Annotated in this window: 13 protein-coding genes and 1 tRNA gene; 10 read left to right on the top strand and 4 right to left on the bottom strand. The window is 39.9% G+C overall.

Going from position 1 to position 18484, the window contains the following annotated elements:
• Positions 1-81: 81 nt before the first annotated feature.
• Positions 82-1419, bottom strand: coding sequence for a trigger factor (locus JKG64_RS10170; RefSeq protein WP_210354157.1), 1338 nt, complete (start codon positions 1417-1419; stop codon positions 82-84).
• Between the two features lie 76 nt (positions 1420-1495).
• Positions 1496-1577, bottom strand: a tRNA-Leu gene (locus tag JKG64_RS10165).
• 315 nt (positions 1578-1892) lie between these two features.
• Here JKG64_RS10165 and JKG64_RS10160 point away from each other — a divergent pair.
• The 3 genes from JKG64_RS10160 (at position 1893) to creD (ending at position 4402) form a co-directional block, all read left to right on the top strand.
• Positions 1893-2513 carry a hypothetical protein gene (locus tag JKG64_RS10160; RefSeq protein ID WP_210354156.1) on the top strand — a complete coding sequence of 207 codons (621 nt, stop codon included), beginning with the start codon at positions 1893-1895 and terminating at the stop codon, positions 2511-2513.
• Positions 2510-2812 (top strand): winged helix-turn-helix domain-containing protein, encoded by a 303-nt coding sequence (locus JKG64_RS23035; protein ID WP_317195840.1) that lies wholly within the window; start codon positions 2510-2512, stop codon positions 2810-2812. Before JKG64_RS10160 ends, JKG64_RS23035 begins: the two co-directional genes overlap by 4 nt.
• Positions 2813-2923: 111 nt before the next feature.
• Entirely contained in the window at positions 2924-4402 is a 1479-nt protein-coding gene (gene creD, locus JKG64_RS10150; protein WP_210354154.1) for a cell envelope integrity protein CreD, read from the top strand.
• A gap of 75 nt (positions 4403-4477) precedes the next feature.
• Here creD and JKG64_RS10145 read toward each other — a convergent pair whose 3' ends face one another.
• A complete protein-coding gene (locus tag JKG64_RS10145) occupies positions 4478-5113 on the bottom strand; it encodes a DUF6266 family protein (RefSeq protein ID WP_210354153.1) in 636 nt (211 codons plus the stop codon).
• A gap of 481 nt (positions 5114-5594) precedes the next feature.
• Here JKG64_RS10145 and JKG64_RS10140 point away from each other — a divergent pair, with 481 nt between their 5' ends.
• The 7 genes from JKG64_RS10140 (at position 5595) to JKG64_RS10110 (ending at position 18011) form a co-directional block, all read left to right on the top strand.
• Positions 5595-8534 carry a M16 family metallopeptidase gene (locus JKG64_RS10140; RefSeq protein WP_210354152.1) on the top strand — a complete coding sequence of 980 codons (2940 nt, stop codon included), beginning with the start codon at positions 5595-5597 and terminating at the stop codon, positions 8532-8534.
• A gap of 171 nt (positions 8535-8705) precedes the next feature.
• A complete protein-coding gene (locus JKG64_RS10135; protein ID WP_210354151.1) occupies positions 8706-9128 on the top strand; it encodes an HYC_CC_PP family protein in 423 nt (140 codons plus the stop codon).
• Positions 9129-9295: 167 nt separating this feature from the next.
• A complete protein-coding gene (locus JKG64_RS10130) occupies positions 9296-10693 on the top strand; it encodes a TolC family protein (RefSeq protein WP_210354150.1) in 1398 nt (465 codons plus the stop codon).
• 101 nt (positions 10694-10794) lie between these two features.
• Complete coding sequence (locus tag JKG64_RS10125) at positions 10795-13953, top strand: efflux RND transporter permease subunit (RefSeq protein WP_210354149.1); 3159 nt, start codon at positions 10795-10797, stop codon at positions 13951-13953.
• 69 nt (positions 13954-14022) lie between these two features.
• Positions 14023-15150 (top strand): efflux RND transporter periplasmic adaptor subunit, encoded by a 1128-nt coding sequence (locus tag JKG64_RS10120; RefSeq protein WP_210354148.1) that lies wholly within the window; start codon positions 14023-14025, stop codon positions 15148-15150.
• Positions 15151-15177: 27 nt separating this feature from the next.
• The gene (locus tag JKG64_RS10115) at positions 15178-15603 is read left to right on the top strand and encodes a TRASH domain-containing protein (protein WP_210354147.1); all 426 of its coding nucleotides are present in this window, start codon (positions 15178-15180) and stop codon (positions 15601-15603) included.
• Between the two features lie 308 nt (positions 15604-15911).
• Positions 15912-18011 (top strand): S9 family peptidase, encoded by a 2100-nt coding sequence (locus tag JKG64_RS10110; protein ID WP_210354146.1) that lies wholly within the window; start codon positions 15912-15914, stop codon positions 18009-18011.
• Positions 18012-18049: 38 nt separating this feature from the next.
• Here JKG64_RS10110 and JKG64_RS10105 read toward each other — a convergent pair whose 3' ends face one another.
• Positions 18050-18391 (bottom strand): DUF4870 domain-containing protein, encoded by a 342-nt coding sequence (locus tag JKG64_RS10105; RefSeq protein ID WP_210354145.1) that lies wholly within the window; start codon positions 18389-18391, stop codon positions 18050-18052.
• Between the last annotated feature and the right edge of the window lie 93 nt (positions 18392-18484).

Here is an 18484-nt window from a genome sequence, read left to right as displayed (position 1 = left end):
ATATCTTATTTGGAATATGAAATATAACGAAAAAGGGGTTAACATATTACTGTTAACCCCTTTTTTATCCTTGAAGATTACTTATTTGTTATCTAGTTTTTCAAACTTATCGTAATCTATTTTTTTAGATTTTGTCTTAACAGTAGTTTTTAAGTGATCAAAAACCTTAAGGGCTTTTACCTCTTCAAACAAACGGTTTGCTTGCTCTCTATCAGATAGAAGTTGCATTGCAAATTGACCTAGTTGCTCATCTGTAGGCTCTTCATTGATGTTGTACATCTTGATTTGACCATAGATACGTTCTTTTGCTAAATCTACAACCTCATCGTATTTCACTTCTAGGTTATTAGCTGTAACGATTCTGTTCTCGATGATTGTCCATTTCAGATTGTTCAGGAAATCAGCAAATCCTTCTTCAATTTCTTCTGCTGAAAGGTTCGGATTTGTAGCCTGTAACCATCTTTTTAAGAAATCTTCAGGGAATTTAGCTTCTACTTTTTCCATACCAAAAGTGTACATGTCGTTACGTAACTTCTGTGCAGAATTTTGTTTGAATAAGTTCTCTACCTCTTCCTTAACTTTTTCGTTAAATTGCTCTTCTGTAGTAACTTCTCCTTCAGGGAACAATTTGTCGAAAAATTCTTGATTCAAATCAGCTTCTTCAAGACGGTTGATATTCTGAACTGAAAGTTCAAATTTAGTAACGTCAAGATTTTCAGCTTCCTCTTCTGTAATGCCTAAGATGCGAGCGATGTCAGCAACTTTGAATGCTTTTTTAATATCGATTTTAACAGTATCATCCTTTTTAAGACCTACCAACGATTTTTTAATCTTAGCATCCTCGATTACGTCTGTACGTACAGATGTAGTTTTTTCTATACCGTCCTCTTTCTCTTGTTTCAAAGTAGCGTATAATACGTCACCTTCTTCAGAGACTTCAGGATTAGTCATCTTTCCGTAGCTACGGCGTAAATTTTTAGTACGTTCTACCAAAGTAGCTTCGTCAGCTTTGATGTCATACTCTGTGAATTCTGTTTCTGCAGAGAAAGGAACATCAAAAATAGGAGCTAGTCCGATTTCGTAGTTAAAATTAAATGTATCTTTAAAATCCCAATTGTATTTGTTGTCTTCTTCGTTATCAACAGGAAGAGGTTGACCTAAAACTTCAAGTTTCTCTTCTGTGATATATGCAGAGATTTTTTCATTTACAACGCGATTGATTTCATCCAACAAAATAGCCTTACCGTATGTACGTCTAATATGGCCCGTAGGTACCAATCCAGGACGAAAACCAGGTAGTTTTGCTTTTTTTGCTTGATCTTTAATCGCTTTGTCAACTGCAGGATTATAATCTTCTGGGGTTAAATCAACGGTAATTTTAGCGCTGATATCGTCGATTTTCTGATGTGAAATGTTCATACTTTTCTTAAGCGTTCGTTATTTTCGCATTATAAAAAAAATCCTCCCGATTTCTGTTGGTCGGGAGGATATCAAGTGCGGAAGAAGGGACTCGAACCCCCACGCCTTGCGGCGCCAGATCCTAAGTCTGGTGCGGCTACCAATTACGCCACTTCCGCAGTTATTAGGATTTCTTTTGTGATACAAAGATAGAACTCAAAACGATATTTGTCAAGCCTTTTCTATAAAAAAAAGATGAATTAGAGGTGTTTTTTGTCTAACAGCCTATAATTCAAGTTGATTTTTTTTAAAAAAAGTTTGTCGAAATGTGAAGTAGAGCGCTAATGAGGGCTTTTACGGAGGATTTATACTTATATATAGGGGAGATTTGTGAGATATTCGCCTATCGTTTCTTGTTATAGGCGGTTATTTTTTTGAAAAAATAGTTGTGAGTATGGATTTTTGTATGTTACTTTGAATATCAAAGTACTTTTATGAGTCAACAAGATTTAATTAAGGAAATAGGACAGATACGCTCGTTGATGGAGCGCTCTTCTAAATTTATGTCTATAAGTGGTCTTTCGGGGATCCTTATAGGGAGTTACGCTTTAATAGGCGCTTTCTTTGGTTATATTACCGTATACGGCTATCGTAGTAATTTTAGATATAGGGATAACTATATTACAGATTCTGGTATTATCGCTAAGCTTGTCCTTATAGCCGGATTGGTATTGCTATTGTCTGTCCTTACTGGTTTTTTGATGGCGAAGTATAAAGCAAAGAAGAATAATCAAACGATCTGGAATGCGACCAGTAAAGGATTGTTGACTGCAACAGCGATACCGCTATTGACAGGAGGATTGTTCTCTATGGTACTTATATATAAAGGAGAGTACGGTTTAGTTGCTTCTTCGCTATTGATTTTTTATGGATTAGCGCTATGTGCGGCCAGTACATTTACCTTTAAGGAAGCAAGGTGGTTAGGTCTAATGGATATTGTATTGGGGCTATTGGCGTTATGTTTTCCCGGATACGGACTTTGGTTTTGGGCTATCGGTTTTGGCCTATTGCATATTATTTACGGAATTATAGTTCATCAACGTTACGAGAAGTGAGTTTAGACCTATCCCTATATGATAAAGTGTTGGAGAATCGTGTCCGTTTGCAGATCATGAGTGTGTTGGTTGCAAATGAGTATTATGATTTTAACTCGCTGAAGGAACTTTTGCAGGTGACAGATGGTAATTTAGCATCTAACCTTAAGAGTTTGGAGAAGGAGGGCTATCTTATTGTAGAAAAAAGTTTTGTGGATAGAAAACCTAATACTAAGTATATCCGTACGGATAAAGGGCAGAAAGCATTCGAAAATCATTTAAGCGCACTCGAAAATTTAATAAAACAACAGTATACATAGTTTTTTTTGCCTATTAACTTTGAAAAACAAAGTACTTTCTTTTATAGATGTGCTCTTTGATAAATACATTTTAGAAAAATATAGTTAATCACATTTAAAATAATAACAATCATGGAAAATGAAGTAAAAACTCCTCCACAACTCCCCAGCCCGAATATGACGGTTTTCGAAAGGCTTAGTAACTCCGTCATTTTAAAACTGTTTGTCATCTTCGTCCTGCTATTGATCATGATGATTCCAATGTCGCTGGTTGATGATTTGGTCAGTGAGCGAAAAAACCGCGAGCAACAGGTTTCGTCCGAGATTGCCGCTAAATGGGGGAGAGATCAAGTAATTGTCAGTCCGGTATTGGCAGTTCCTTACGACTATGTGAGTGAAGTAGTCGAAAAAGACAGCAAGGGTAAAGAGTTCGTCGTGCAGCGTATTGACCAGGATTGGATGTTTTTGTTGCCTAGTCAGACACAGGTGCAGACAGATATTAAGCCAGAGAGCCTGAAGAGAGGGATTTATGAATCAGTCGTGTACAATTCAAGTTTTACTATAAAAGGAAATTTCGCTGGATTGGATATGAAACTGCTTCCTGTTGCCGCAGACAAGATGAGGTGGAGTGAGGCACGCCTGGTGTTTGGTGTACAAGATGTGAAGGGATTGTCTGCCGATCCTGAATTGGAATGGGCAGGACAAAAATTACCATTAACTATGGATGTCAGAAATTTCCAGCTGTTTAACAATAACATGGTGGCTAGCCTTCCATTAGCTAAAGGAGAGGATACCAAGTTTGATTTTAAGATTCAGGTCAAATTAAGAGGTTCCAAATCCATTAATTTCTTGCCCCTAGCCAACCATACCTTGGTCGAAGCAAAGGGAAATTGGGGGAATCCTAGTTTCAATGGGGCTTATCTTCCAGAGGTTCGTGAGGTGTCGGATAGGGATTTTAATGCATCATGGAACATTCCTAGTTTTGGTAGAAAACTACCACAGCAATGGTCTGGAGGAAATGATCGTTTGTACCGCTTTTCCGGAATGTCGCTTGCTGAAGCTGATTTCGACAATTATATAGAGACCACCGATGGCATAGCTGTAGCTAGTGCCAATATTGAAGCGGCCACAGACATGGATATGGTCCAGATTAACTTTCTTCCGGAAGTGAATAACTATCAAAAGACAACGCGGGTTGCCAAATATGGAATACTTGTTATCGTGTTGACGTTTGCATCCTTGTTTTTTACCGAGATCATTAAAAAACAACGTATTCACCTTATCCAATATATTCTGATAGGGGCAGCAATGATTTTGTTCTATTCTCTATTGTTGGCGATATCCGAACATCTAGGATTCAATATAGCTTATTTATTGGCGGCAGTAGCGACTATTGTTTTGATTGCTTCTTTTATCCGGATGATTACCAAGGACAATAAAACAGCGTTATTGTTTACTGGGATTTTAGGATTGTTCTACGGTTTTATATTCGTATTGATGCAACTACGGGATTACTCACTGATTGTAGGTACAGTCGGCGTATTTGTTATCCTTGCTATTCTTATGCGGATATCAACTAAGGTAAATTGGTATCAGTTTGACAAACAATGAGATTAGGTCCTGAAGGTATCAAGATGTATGTTACATACATCTTGATACTACTTAAACGTTTTTAACAAAGGCTTGCTAGACGCAACCTGCATAAACAGAATCTGACATTTCTCCCGTAAAAATGTTTAGTACTCCAAAATAGATGTGCAATTGTTCTATTTTATGGTATTGATTGGGCAGTTGCCATTCCAATTGGCCATCGTTCATCGTAGCTGCACCTTCATAAAGGCTAGCCTCGTTTTCGATGTCATACGCCAAAAGCAGTAACTTGTAGTGTCCATCGTATTGGTGCTGATGTCTCTCCCATGTTATCGTTAGTTTACATTGTTCACGGTGTAATGAAGTAACAATTGGCAGATCAAGATCTCCTCTAAAGATTAATGCCTTTTCTGGGTTGATATAGGGGACCGTATCTTCATCATAATCAATTGCATTTTTAAAGAAATAAGACTGTGCAGCCTGGAAAGCACCGATTCGACTACCCGGAGGAGCTATATTTTTGTAACCTAGCTTGATGATTTCTCCGATAGGCGATAAAAACTTAGATACCGCTTTCATACGGTTACGGTTGATAATTGTTAATTCAGTAGGTTTACGTTTGACATAGCGTGGAAGCGATCGGATTATTGCTTGACCATTTAGTTCATAGCCTACAACACTCCCGACTTTTCCTGAGAATGGGCCATTGATACCACCTTTTAGTATTGCCATAATTGTGTGTTTTAGGATAGTTGTCTTCGACGTAGATTCGGGACCTATCCGGTATTAGTTTATAATTAACTTATACTAAATATACATATTCTTCTGGTTATAAAGAATTATAGTAGTGAGTATATAGAGGAATTATAGTGTTTTACCTCTATGAACCCTCTATAAAACCTCTATTTATACCCTATGAAATCCCTATAAAAATAATCTTTGTAACGACAGTGGGAATACTTTGACATTAATCTTTAAGAAATATGGTTTATCGAGGTATTGATAGTGCTCTTACTGAATATGTTGTTCTCTTGTGGGGCTTTGAATTGCTTTTTCGTTAAAAAATTTTGTGTAAATGGGATATAGCCGAAAAATTTATCGAAAATAAATGTCAGAGGTGAACTAATTGATATTAAACCTAAATTTGATTGTAACCCAAGCAGTCTTCAATTAAGATAGACTGTACATATGTAAACTCAGCGAAGTACAAAGTATGAAAAAAGCTAAAGTCTTTTATGTTTTCGCGTTTTTGTTTGTTTCAGTAGGGAGCAGTAATGCTCAGCAGACAAATTACGAATGGAAGCAAGCGACAGAAGGAGGATATTCCTATAAGTATGTCTCCAACGATCCCACTCACTCCAGATTTTATACCTTACAGAATGGATTGACAGTTGTCTTGAGCCCAAGTAAAAAGGAACCTCGGATTCAGACTTATATTGCCACGAAGGCAGGAAGTAAAACCGATCCTAAAGACCATACTGGTCTAGCACATTATCTAGAGCATCTACTGTTTAAAGGAACAGAGCAATTTGGTTCTTTGGATTGGGCTAAAGAAAAACCACTTCTAGACAAGATTGACGGCTTATACGAGGACTATAACTCAACGAAGGACGAGGCAAAGCGTAAGGCTATCTATAAAGAGATCGATGCGGTTTCCGGTGAAGCAGCAAAGTATGCTATTGCAAATGAGTATGACAAGCTGATGAGCAATATGGGAGCAGAGGGAACTAACGCGTTTACTTCATTCGAGCAGACCGTTTATATCGAGGATATCCCTAATAATGTTGTGGATAAATACCTTGCGGTACAAGCGGAACGATTCAAGAGCCCAGTATTCCGTTTATTTCATACGGAGCTAGAGGCTGTTTATGAAGAGAAGAACATTGGTTTAGATACTGATAATCGCAAAGCTATTGAAGCGATGTTTGAAGGTCTATTTCCGACGAATAACTATGGACAACAAACGGTGTTAGGTACAGTAGAGCATCTTAAGAACCCTTCGCTAAAAGCTATCCGTACCTATTTTGAGACCTATTATGTGCCCAATAATATGGGGGTTATCATGTCTGGAGATTTCGATCCGAGTACTATGATTAAAAAGGTGGACGCTGCATTCTCTTATATGAAGACTAAAGCGGTACCCCCTTATACTTTTGCGCCAGAAAAGCCGATTACTAAGCCCATTATAAGAGAGGTAAAAGGACCTAACGCAGAGTTCTTATTCCTAGGGTTTAGATTTCCAGGTGCAGCCACGAAAGATGCACAGATGCTGAACCTTCTAGGAAGCATTCTTACTAATGGATCAGCAGGTTTGATCGACTTGGATCTGGTGAAATCACAAAAGCTGTTGGGAGCGGGAGCATTTCCTTATGTATTGAAAGATTATTCCATGTTGATTCTTCAGGGAAATCCTTCTCAAGGTCAATCTTTGGATCAGGTAAGAGAGTTGTTACTTGCCGAACTTGATAAACTACGTAAAGGTGATTTTTCGGAAGATTTGATTACCTCTATCGTCAATAATGAACGCAAAGCGCAGATTGCTAGAAATGATAGCTACCAAAGTAGAGCGGAGGAATTAATGAGTGCTTTTACTTCAGAATTGGATTGGGCCAACGAACTCCGTAATACGGATTGGTTAGCTACAGTGACGAAAAAGGATATTGTTGATTTTGCCAATAAATACTTGAATGATCAAAATTATGTAGCAATCTATAAAAAACAAGGGGTAGATGAAAATGTGGTTAAGGTCGTCAAGCCAGAGATCACACCTGTCACGGTAAACCGTGAAGCACAATCTGAGTTTTTGACTAAGGTTAATGCGATGCCTGAAGAGGAGATCAAGCCGGTTTGGTTAGATTACAGTAAAGATATTCAAAAATCTACATCTCATGGCGCAGAAGTGTTGGCTGTAGAAAATAAGGATAATGAGTTGTTTAGTTTAGTCTATCGTTTCCCTCTAGGAGGATGGAATAACAGATTGCTAGGATTAGCGGCAGGTTATTTGGAATTCTTAGGAACAAAAGCGAAGAGCAGCGAGCAATTCAGTAAAGACTTTTATAAGTTGGCAACCGATTTTTCGGTGTCTGCCGGCAATGAAGAGACTACCGTTTCTATTGCAGGACTTGATCGTAATTTTGGGGCCTCTGTTGAGTTGATTCAAGACCTTTTAAGAAACTGTGTGGTGGATCAATCTGCTTTTGAAGCCTATATTGGACGTGTCAAAAAATCACGTATCAATTCAAAGGAGAATAAAGATGCCATTATGAATGGGCTTAAGGCCTATGCGAAATATGGTGCTAAAAATCCATTCAACTATACATTTACGGATGCTGAGCTAGATCAACTAAAGGCAGAGGATTTAGTTAAGGTATTGCACGACTTGTCTAAAACAAAGCATACGGTGCTTTATTTCGGACCAAAGAAAGTTGCACAGCTAACAGCAAGCTTACCAGCGCTGAAGTTAGGCACTGGGGCATTTGTGGCTATCCCTCAGGGTACATCATTTAAAGAACTGTCTACTACAGAGAATCAAGTGCTTGTTTCCAACTACAACATGAAACAGGCGGATATTTTTTGGTTCAGAAATTCTGACGTCTATAATGCAGCATTGACACCTACGGTTTCTTTGTTTAACAGTTATTTTGGTGGAGGAATGGGAAGTATTGTTTTCCAGACTATCCGCGAATCCAAAGCATTGGCTTACTCCACTTATGCGTTTTACGGTGCTCCTTCCAAGAAGGAAAATCATTATACAGTAGGAGCTTATGTCGGTACGCAGTCGGATAAATTTATGGATGCAATCACTGGAATGAATGAACTTATCAATGTGCTGCCAGAGTCTTCAAAATCTTTTGAGACGGCAAAAATAAGTTTGTTGAAGTCAATCGCTAGTGAAAGGGTGACGAATACAGCTATTTTAAACAGCTATATGGCAGCAGAGCGTTTGGGCAATCAAACAGATATCCGTAAGTCTGTTTATGAAAAGATTCCGGCGTTGACATTTGCCGATGTTAAAGCTTTCCATGCAAAAGAATTCAGTAAAAAACCTTATATCTACTGTGTCGTAGCTGATGAGTCTAAACTTAAGGCTGACGATTTAAATGGGTTGGGGAAAGTCAAAAAATTGACCCTGGAAGAAATATTCGGTTACTAAAATATTGTAAACAACTACCTGATCATATACCTCAATTAATGGATGATAACGGGTCGCTCTTCTCAGGAGTGGCCCGTTCTTTTTTGGTATTGACACCAAAATTTTACAACATTTTCTCCAAATGATATAAAGGAAAGTCTATCTTCGCTACATAACTTTGTGGCTGTTGCTATGAGAAAACTATTCGTCATCTTTTTATCGCTCCTGTACTTGGTACTGTCTTCTGGCTTTACCCAGTTTTCGCATGAGTGTGTAGGATCGGCGATTAGATCTGTGAGCCTTACGGCTTCGACAACGATTGGTGACCAACCTTGCCCAATCTGTCTGGCGAAAGAGAAAGATTTAAAGAAATCAAAAAAGGATTGCTGCAAGCACGAAAGTAAAACATTGAAAGTAGACGTTTCTACTCAAGGAAATGGATATTTCGATTATGCTTTTAAAATATTTGCACATGTGTTTCCAGAGCGTATGCTCGGAGCGCTATTTGATCTGGCTATAGAAGGCGATATTATAGCCAATACCAATCACTATTCTACCAAAACAGTCCCTTGGAGTAACCCACTCTATATTTTCTATTGCGTTTATAGAATCTAGTACCTCATCTATTTTCATTTAAGTATTATTCCGGTTTCCTTTGTTGGAATCCGTGCAAATCTCTTTTTTTTTCTGAAAGAGTCCGTATTTAATGGACATCAAGAACTTTCATCTCTGTTGGTGATTCCATGGAATCATGAAAGTTTTATTTTAAATGTATCATATAGATGAATATAAAGCACATTGCGTCTATATCTCTCGTCATGGGTATTTCCGTCAGTGGATTTGCGCAGACGTTAGATCTCAAAGACGCCTTAAAGCACGCGGTTGAAAACTACGATAAAATCAAGTCGAAACAGGTGTTGGTGGAAGCTTCCGTACAAAACACCCTTTATCAACAGAAACAATATCTGCCTGATGTAACAGTAGCTGCTCAGCAGAGTTATGGAACCATCAACGCTCAGAATGGACCATTATATGCTTATGGAGGACTTGCCTCAGCCGCGACATCCATGCCATTGGCCGACCAGAATTGGAACGCAGCCTTTGGTTCGCTGTATTTTGCCAATGTAAACTGGAACATATTTACTTTTGGTCGCCTGAAGAAGCAGGTTGATCTCGCTGTGTCGAAAGAAAAGACAGCGACGGCAGATGTGGATCAGGAGATTTTTCAACATCAAGTCAAGGTCAGTGCCGCTTATCTGAACCTTTTGGCTACACAGCGTATCAAGTATGTGCAGCGTAAGAATTTTGAGCGTGCGGAGGTTTTTTACGATATGACCAATACGCGGGCAAAAAGCGGTTTGATTCCCGAGGTGGATGCTTCGCTGGCAAAAGCAGAGGTGTCAAACGCGAGATCGATGGAGATTAAGTCTTTCGATAAAGAGCTGGAGTTCTCCAAGCAGTTGGCTGTATTAATGGGAGAGGATTTTAAACTGTATGTACTGGATAGCATATATAGTACAGCAACCCCGACAGCAGTAATTGGACGAATCGCTGATAACAACTTTGAAAATCATCCTTTTTTAGTGTGGCAACAATCTAAAATAGATGAAAGTAAAGAAGTAGAACAGCTTATCCAGGCAAAAAGAAAGCCTAATCTATCGGGATTTGGAGTAATACAAGGCCGAGGGTCTGGCTTTGACTGGAATTATGTTCAGGACAATTCGGCTTATTCTTCGTCCTATCTTAAAGGTGTTGGTATTAATCGTGGTAACTTCTTATTGGGCGTTTCGTTGAGCTGGAACATCACCAATTTGTTCCGTTACGATAGTAAGGTTAACGAACAACGTTTGCTGACAAAATCTTTGGAGTACGATTATGATCGTATGAAAAAAGATCTGGACGCACAATCTATGTTGGCAAAAAAGCAAATTACCAACTCTTTCGAAAATTTTGAAGAGACGAAAGTACAGCTGGCTGCCGCGCAGCTGGCTTACAAACAACATACAGCACTTTATGAAAATGGCTTGACGACTTTGGTGGATTTCACACAGGCCCTATACAGTCTGCATCGTGCCGAAATCGATTTTGAAATTGCTCAAAATAACGTATGGCAAAGTTTACTGCTACTGGCAGCTGCAGATGGAGATCTTACGATGCTCTTGGATGCTAGTGTAAAATAACAATTGAGGTATTAATGAGTTCGCGCCCATAAAAATGCTTTGATGGAGCGTATAGAAGAAATTGGCCCGCTAGGTCGCGGTCGTGAAGTAATTATTGACATATGGAATTAATAAGATTTGCACTCCGGAAGCCCATAGCGATTATCGTGATGGTGCTCGGACTACTGTTCTTTGGGATTAAGGCAGCCCAGGATGTTAAAGTAGATATTCTGCCTGAAATGGACCTCCCTGTTGTATATGTAGCTCATTCATTCAATGGCTATACACCACAACAGATGGAGGGGTATTTTACCAAGATGTATGTAAACATGCTTTTGTTTACAAACGGTATCAAGAGTATTGAATCTAAAAATACGCAAGGCCTTACTTTAATGAAGGTGGTTTTCTACGAAGGGACGAATATGGGAGAGGCTCTTGCGCAGATTAATGCGCTGTCGACGCGTTCGCAGGTGTTCTTGCCTCCAGGAGCACCACCCCCATTTATTATCCGCTTTGACTCTTCATCGCAGCCTGTAGGGCAACTGGTGTTTCGAAGCAATACGAAGAATAATAATCAACTGCAGGATATTGCCAACTTTAACGCACGTCCGTTTTTGATTGCTATTCCAGGACTGACTACAGCACCTCCATTTGGTGGTAGTCCGCGGACAATTGAGATTAATATTGATCCTGTTAAACTGAGGTCACATAATCTCTCTCCAGAGCAGGTTGTAGAGGCTATTAGTAGAAATAATATTACATCGCCCTCAGGTAACGTCTATATCGGTGATACAAACTATCTGACACCAACGAATAATACGGTCAAAACTGTAGAGGAATTGGGAGATGTACCACTATTTAAAGGCACTGTAGATAATGTATATATAAGGGATGTGGCTACAGTCAAAGATGGAGCAGATATCGCGACAGGCTATGCCCTGATTGATGGCAAGCGCTCGGTGTATGTTAATATCGCTAAGGCAAGTAATGCTTCGACACTGGATGTCGTCAATACGTTGAAAGAGTCGCTTCCTATGATACAACGGAATATGCCGGATGATGTCACGATTTCATATGAGTTTGATCAATCGGTATATATCTCTAATGCCTTGAAAAGTTTGATTATTGAAGGTGTGCTTGGAGCTTTATTGACTGGTTTGATGGTGATGTTGTTCTTGAACGATAGACGTGGAGCGCTGATTGTAATTATGACAATTCCGATTTCCATTATATCAGGTGTTCTGTTTCTGAAGCTCTTCGGGCATACTATCAATATCATGTCGCTATCCGGTCTGGCCTTGGCGATAGGGATATTAGTGGATGAGAGTACGGTGACTATTGAAAATATACACCAGCATTTCGCCATGGGCAAGACCCGGGCGCAAGCCATATGGGATGCCTGTAAGGAAATCGCGTTTCCTAAGTTATTAATCATGCTTTGTATTTTGGCGGTTTTCGCACCAGCATTTATGATGACGGGAATTCCTGGAGCGTTATTTATGCCTTTGGCCTTGGCTATTGGTTTCTCTATGGTGGTTTCGTTCTTGTTGTCACAGACCTTTGTCCCGATTATGGGCAATTGGATGATGAAGCATAATCCAGAGACCTGCGCAAACCCTTCGCATAAAGGAGATTGGTTTTCGAAGTTTAGGGACCGGTTCGTAAATGTGCTCACTGGAATGATGAAATTTAGAAAACCTATTGTTATTATCAGTCTTGTATCTATTCTATTTACGGTTTTTGCGCTGTACCAAATTACAGGAAAAGACGTGCTTCCAACAGTAAACTCGAGGCAGTTTCAAGTGCGTATCAAAGCTGCTGAAGGAACACGTATTGAAGTGACGGAAGCAAAAGTAAAAGGTTTTCTAGACCAGCTTGGAAATGTCGTGGGTAAGGATAATGTCGCTATTTCTTCCGTATTTATCGGTCAACACCCCTCTACTTTTGCGGTGAGTCCTATCTATCTTTATAATGCAGGTCCCCACGAGGCACTGATGCAGGTGGCTTTGAAAGAATTTAAGGGTAATTCTGACGAGCTCAAGGATAAGCTACGGGCATATTACAAAGAGAAAATGCCGGACTTGCATATTTCTTTTGAACCTATTGAACTTACCGAGAAAATTTTGAGCCAAGGTGCTAATAATCCGATCGAGATCCGGGTGTCAGGGATGATGAAAAAGATGAACCGTATGTATGCCAACAAACTTCTGGCAAAGCTTAAAGAGTTAGCGTACATGCGTGATCAGCAGGTCCCTCAATCAATGGATTATCCCGCTTTGCAGATTAATATAGATCGTACCCGTGCAGCTCAATTGGGGCTGGATGCGCAAGATATCGCTAAATCTTTGGTGGCAGCTACAGCATCTACACGTTATACCAATAAAAACTTCTGGGTAGGTGGTATGATGGGAATTGCCTATGATGTGCAGGTGCAGACGCCACAACATATACTGAATAGCAAGGAAGAGTTGGCTAACTTACCGTTGTCCAAAAATGCCGAGCGACCTGTATTAAGTGATGTAGCAACGATCACGCCATCGAAGGAATTAGGAGAAAGTTACAACCTGGGTACTATGGGGTATACAACGGTGACTGCTAATATCCATAAGACGGATTTAGAGCGTGCATCAAAGGATGTAGAAGCAGCTATTGCTTCTTTGGGCGAACTGCCCAAAGGGGTGAATATAAACGTCGCTGGTTTAGCTCCGGTATTGGATGAGACGATGAAGAGTCTGGCGACTGGGCTATTGATTGCTGTTGTTGTTATCTTTCTGATGCTTTCAGCTACTTTCCAGTCTTTTAGGGCTTCCTTAGTGATTTTGACCACAGTTCCTTTTGTAATGGTTGGCTCTTTGGTACTATTGAATCTATCGGGCTCTACACTGAACTTACAATCGTATATGGGGTTGATTATGTCTGTAGGTGTATCTATCGCGAATGCGGTTCTGTTAATCAGTAATGCGGAGAGTGTGCGTAAACAAGGAGTTGACGCGATGGCCGCAGGTTTGGAAGCTGCTAAGCTACGGATAAGACCTATTATCATGACGACACTGGCAATGGCAGCGGGAATGCTTCCGATTGCTATTGGATTTGGCGAAGGTGCCGATCAGATATCGCCGTTGGGTAGAGCAGTGATTGGAGGATTGATTTTCTCTACTTTCTCCGTTTTGGTTATACTCCCTCTAGTGTATGGATGGGTGATGAGAAATGTGAGTATCCTGAGTCCGTCATTGGATCCAGAAGACGAAGAAAGTGTCCACTTTAATCAGTCCGTAAATTAATTATTCGTATGGATCTGTGAAGTCCCAACGAATGTTCATTATGTTTTTAAAAAATCAAATTATACAGGTATGAAGTTATTAGTATATACAGCTATTGCATCCATTTTTGTTTTTACAGCATGCAATAGCGAGAAGGCAGAAGTAAAAGAAGAAAAAAAGACCGAAAGCAAGGGCATGGGTGGTATGGGTATGATGATGAATCCGTTTGAGACGGTAGTGGTGGCGAAGAGTAATCCCTTGGTGAAACTGCAACTAGCAGGAGAGTTGATGCCTGATCAATATACTGAACTGTTTGCTAAGGTGAACAGTTATGTGAAAAGTATCCGAGTGGATATTGGAGACAAGGTCTCGCAAGGTCAGGTTCTGATGGTATTGGAAGCGCCGGAGATTCAGTCGCAAGTGGCTAGTGCTAAAGCAAAGTATGAGGCCCAAAATGCGATTTACCTTTCTACGAAGTCAACCTACGATCGTATGTTGAATGCGGATAAAACAGAAGGGGCAATAGCAAAGGATGCTATCGATCAGATTACAGCACGCAAGCTGTCGGATGAAGCGCAATTGAATGCGGCTAAATCTGCCTACGAAGAGATAAGAGATATTGATAACTATCTTGTAATCCGTTCCCCATTTGCAGGTACCATTACCGATCGGAATGTTGATTTGGGCGCCTATGTGGGACCAATGGGAAAAATACCATTATTGGTGGTTCAGGATAATAGGAAGCTGCGCCTTAATCTTTCTATTCCGGAAGCAAGTACGCCATATATCAAACAGGGAGATACAATTCGATTCCATGTAAGGTCGCAACCTCAAACTACACATGTGGCATTGGTCACACGTAAGTCTGGTAGTCTGGATGCTAAGTTTCGAGCAGAAAAGATCGAAGCGGATTTTGCGAATGGCGGTAATGTCCTGAAGCCATTTATGGTTGCTGAGACTGTGATCCCTTTACAGAATACGGTAGCTACATTCTTTGTGCCTAAAATGGCTGTTGTAGAAAGTGGTATGGGAGTTTATGTGATCCGTGTTGAAAATGGAAAAACAAAGAATGTACCTGTCAGTAAAGGACGTATGATGCCGGATAAAGTAGAAGTATTTGGTGAACTGAATGAGGGAGATGTTATCCTTAAGATGGGTACAGAAGAAATCTTGGAGGGAACGGAGATTCCTGCCAAAACGGAAATGAAGAAATCATAATAGTAAGAAGTTTTTAAACTGTTTTATATGTACAGATTATTTAAAACATGGGGTATCGCAACAATAGTTGCGGTATCCCTGATAGCCTGCAATAATAGTGAAGAAAAAGTGCAGGATTCGGTGGTAACATCAGAGGAAGGAAATAAAATAAATACAAGTATAAATCCACTGAAAGGGAAGCAGGTACCTCAGAATCTGGTGTGCATGGTGAATGATGCTTATATGGGTAAAGAACAAATTCTAGTCGAGCATGAGGGGAAAAAGTACTATGGATGCTGTAATATGTGCAAGGAGAAGATTCCTAAGGATGAGAAGTCCCGTATTGCGACAGATCCTTACTCTTTAGAGAAAGTGGATAAAGCGAATGCATTTATCGTTGTGGTTGGGGATAATGGAGAGGTTGCCTATTTTCAGAAGGAAGAAAATTATCACAAGTTTCTCAGTGAAAGTTAGCGTGTAAGTTTTTTAGTTGTTTATAGTTTTTTTTATTTAGATGCCTTTTTAATCGCCTATGGCGAGATTAAGACCTTTGAAGTTTTACACCGTTCCGCGCTTTCAATCTCTAGGTAGTTTGTCAAAGCCTATCTTCCGGGTTTTAATTTTAAAGGCATCTTTATGACCTAAATTTTAAGAATGGTGTTGATGCTCGTTAACATTACTCTTCGGATATTTTCTTATCTTGCACTTTATACTCCTATCACCGAAGATAGGGTCAATTGTCTTTGATAGTTGATAAATGATAATGAAGTAATTGTATGTATATGAATAAGTTGTCTGTATTGGCTGCAGCTCTGCTGATTAGCGTGACTACTGTCGCGCAGAGAAAGCCGGAAGTTAAAATTGATAAATCATTAATCACGACAAAAGTGCAGGAATCTTTTGGAAAGAAAAACATGACCGCAATGGATCTCTGGGAGTTGGGACGTGTATCGGCAGAGGGCTTGAGTCCGGACGGGAAAACGTTGTTATACGGGGTCTCTTATTATTCGCTAAAAGATAATAAATCGGAGAAGGATTTATACGCTCTAGCAATGGATAATAAATCCGTGAAACAGTTTACAGCGGAAGCAGGAGGGGAATCTGTCCTAAAAATTGAAGCCAATGGGGATGTTATCTATAGTGCTAAAGGGCAATTGTGGCGTAAAAATCTGAATGGTGGTACTGCGGTACAGCTGACCGATGTAGAAGGGGGATTGGAAAATGTTAAGTTCTCGCCAGATGGTAAACATATTCTCTTTAGTAAGTCAGTGCTACTTAAGAAATACCATAGTGTAGACAAATATGGAGATCTTCCAAAATCGAATATCTATATTTATGATGACCTGGACTACAGGCATTGGGATAGTTTTAATGATGGTCGTTTTAATCACCCATTTATCGCGAGCTATACGGATGGCAAGATTGGCGAAGCGTTAGATATCTTAAAGGACGAACCTTACTATAGCCCTACGGCTCCTTTTGGAGGAGCAGAGGATTTCGCATGGAGCCCCGATGGACAGTCGGTGCTATATGTCTGTAAGAAGAAATTCGGTAAGGAGTATGCCACAAGTACGAACACGGATATCTATCAGTATGATATAGCGACAGGACAAACATCAAATCTTTCGGAGGGAATGTTGGGATATGATACAAATCCGGTATTCAGTCCCGATGGAAAGCGATTATCCTGGTTGAGTATGAAAACGGATGGTTACGAAGCAGACAAAAATGATATTATCCTTGTCGATCCGGCTACTTCTCAAAAAGTAAACTTAACGGCGCATTGGGATGGTACAGTCAATTCATTTGCTTGGAGTAAGGATAATAAAAAGATTTATTTTGTAGCACCTACAAGAGGTACGGTGCAGCTTTTTGCGATTCAAGTTCCTGTTAATCTAAATGTAAGATCTTTGCCTGTTATTGAGCAGATCAGCGAAGGACAGTTTGATATCACAGGGATTGTTGGGGAGTTGAAGGATGGTTTGGTTGTGACTTCTACTAAGATGACCCAAGCGACAGAAATCTATCACTATAGCTTTAAATCTAAGAAGCTCGCTCCATTGACCAGTGTCAACGACGCACATTATGCGAAATTGAATGAGACTAAGGTGGAAGGCCGGTTTACGAAGGCTTCGGATGGACAAGATTTGTTCTCTTGGGTGATCTATCCGCCTAATTTTGATCCAACCAAAAAATACCCTACGCTATTGTTCTGTCAAGGTGGACCACAGTCTGCAACGACACAAGGTTATTCATTCCGTTGGAGTTTTCAGTTGATGGCTTCGCAGGGGTATATTGTTATTCTTCCTAACCGTCGCGGCATGCCCGGATGGGGTGTGAAATGGAATGAAGATATTTCCAAGGATTGGGGTGGTCAGGCTATTCGTGATTACCTGTCTGCTATAGATGGTTTTTCTAAAGAAAGCTATGTTGACAAGTCCCGTATCGGTGCTATAGGTGCTAGTTATGGTGGTTATTCGGTGTTTATGTTGGCAGGTGTGCATGAGGGACGTTTTAAATCGTTTATCTCTCATTGCGGTTTGTTCGATATGACATCGTGGTATGGTACAACAGAGGAGTTGTTTTTTGCGAATCATGATCTAGGGGGAGCGTACTGGGACAAGAAAAATGAAAAAACATATACGGATTTTAACCCGATCAAGCATGTAGACAAATGGAATACACCAATATTGATATTTCAGGGAGGTAAAGATTATCGTGTGCCTATTGGACAAGGATTGGAAGCTTTCCAGGCAGCGCAGCTAAAAGGTGTGAAAAGTCGATTAGTATATATGCCGGATGAAAATCACTGGGTGCTATCGGGACATAATGCACAGGTATGGCAACGTGAGTTTTTTGATTGGCTCAAAGAAACACTTTAAGTTATAAAAAAAGGGATCCGAATTCGGATCCCTTTTTTTTATAGTGTACTGAACCATTTTTGGAATAAAGGCCCCACAACTGGTAATTCTTTTTGGCTACCGTTGAAGGCTGAGATTAGTCCCATGATCCAGAGTATCAATAAGGCTATACCTACCACCATGCCGATTATTGCTCCCGCAACAGGTATAACCCGAAGTACGCCGGATACTATCCCGATAACCAATAGTCCTAGGTTTTGACGGATGTGGAATTTGGCAAAACTGTTGTTTTTGTCTTTGTTCATTACAAAAGCGGCAATTAATCCGATTAAAGTGATGTAGGATATAATCGCTATGCTTTTTCCTTCTTCAACGTTGTTTTTTACTGGTGAGTTGTCCATTGTTATTATGTTGTAATTGTTTTAACAAAGGTAATAACAAAACACGTGCCTATTCGTCCCCGAAAACCGTGATATTACAGAATACAAAGAAGC

It is taken from the genome of Sphingobacterium tabacisoli, from assembly GCF_017908035.1.
Lineage (GTDB): Bacteria > Bacteroidota > Bacteroidia > Sphingobacteriales > Sphingobacteriaceae > Sphingobacterium > Sphingobacterium tabacisoli.
Note: the sequence above shows the minus strand (reverse complement) of the source record. Positions and strands in the feature narration are given on the sequence as shown.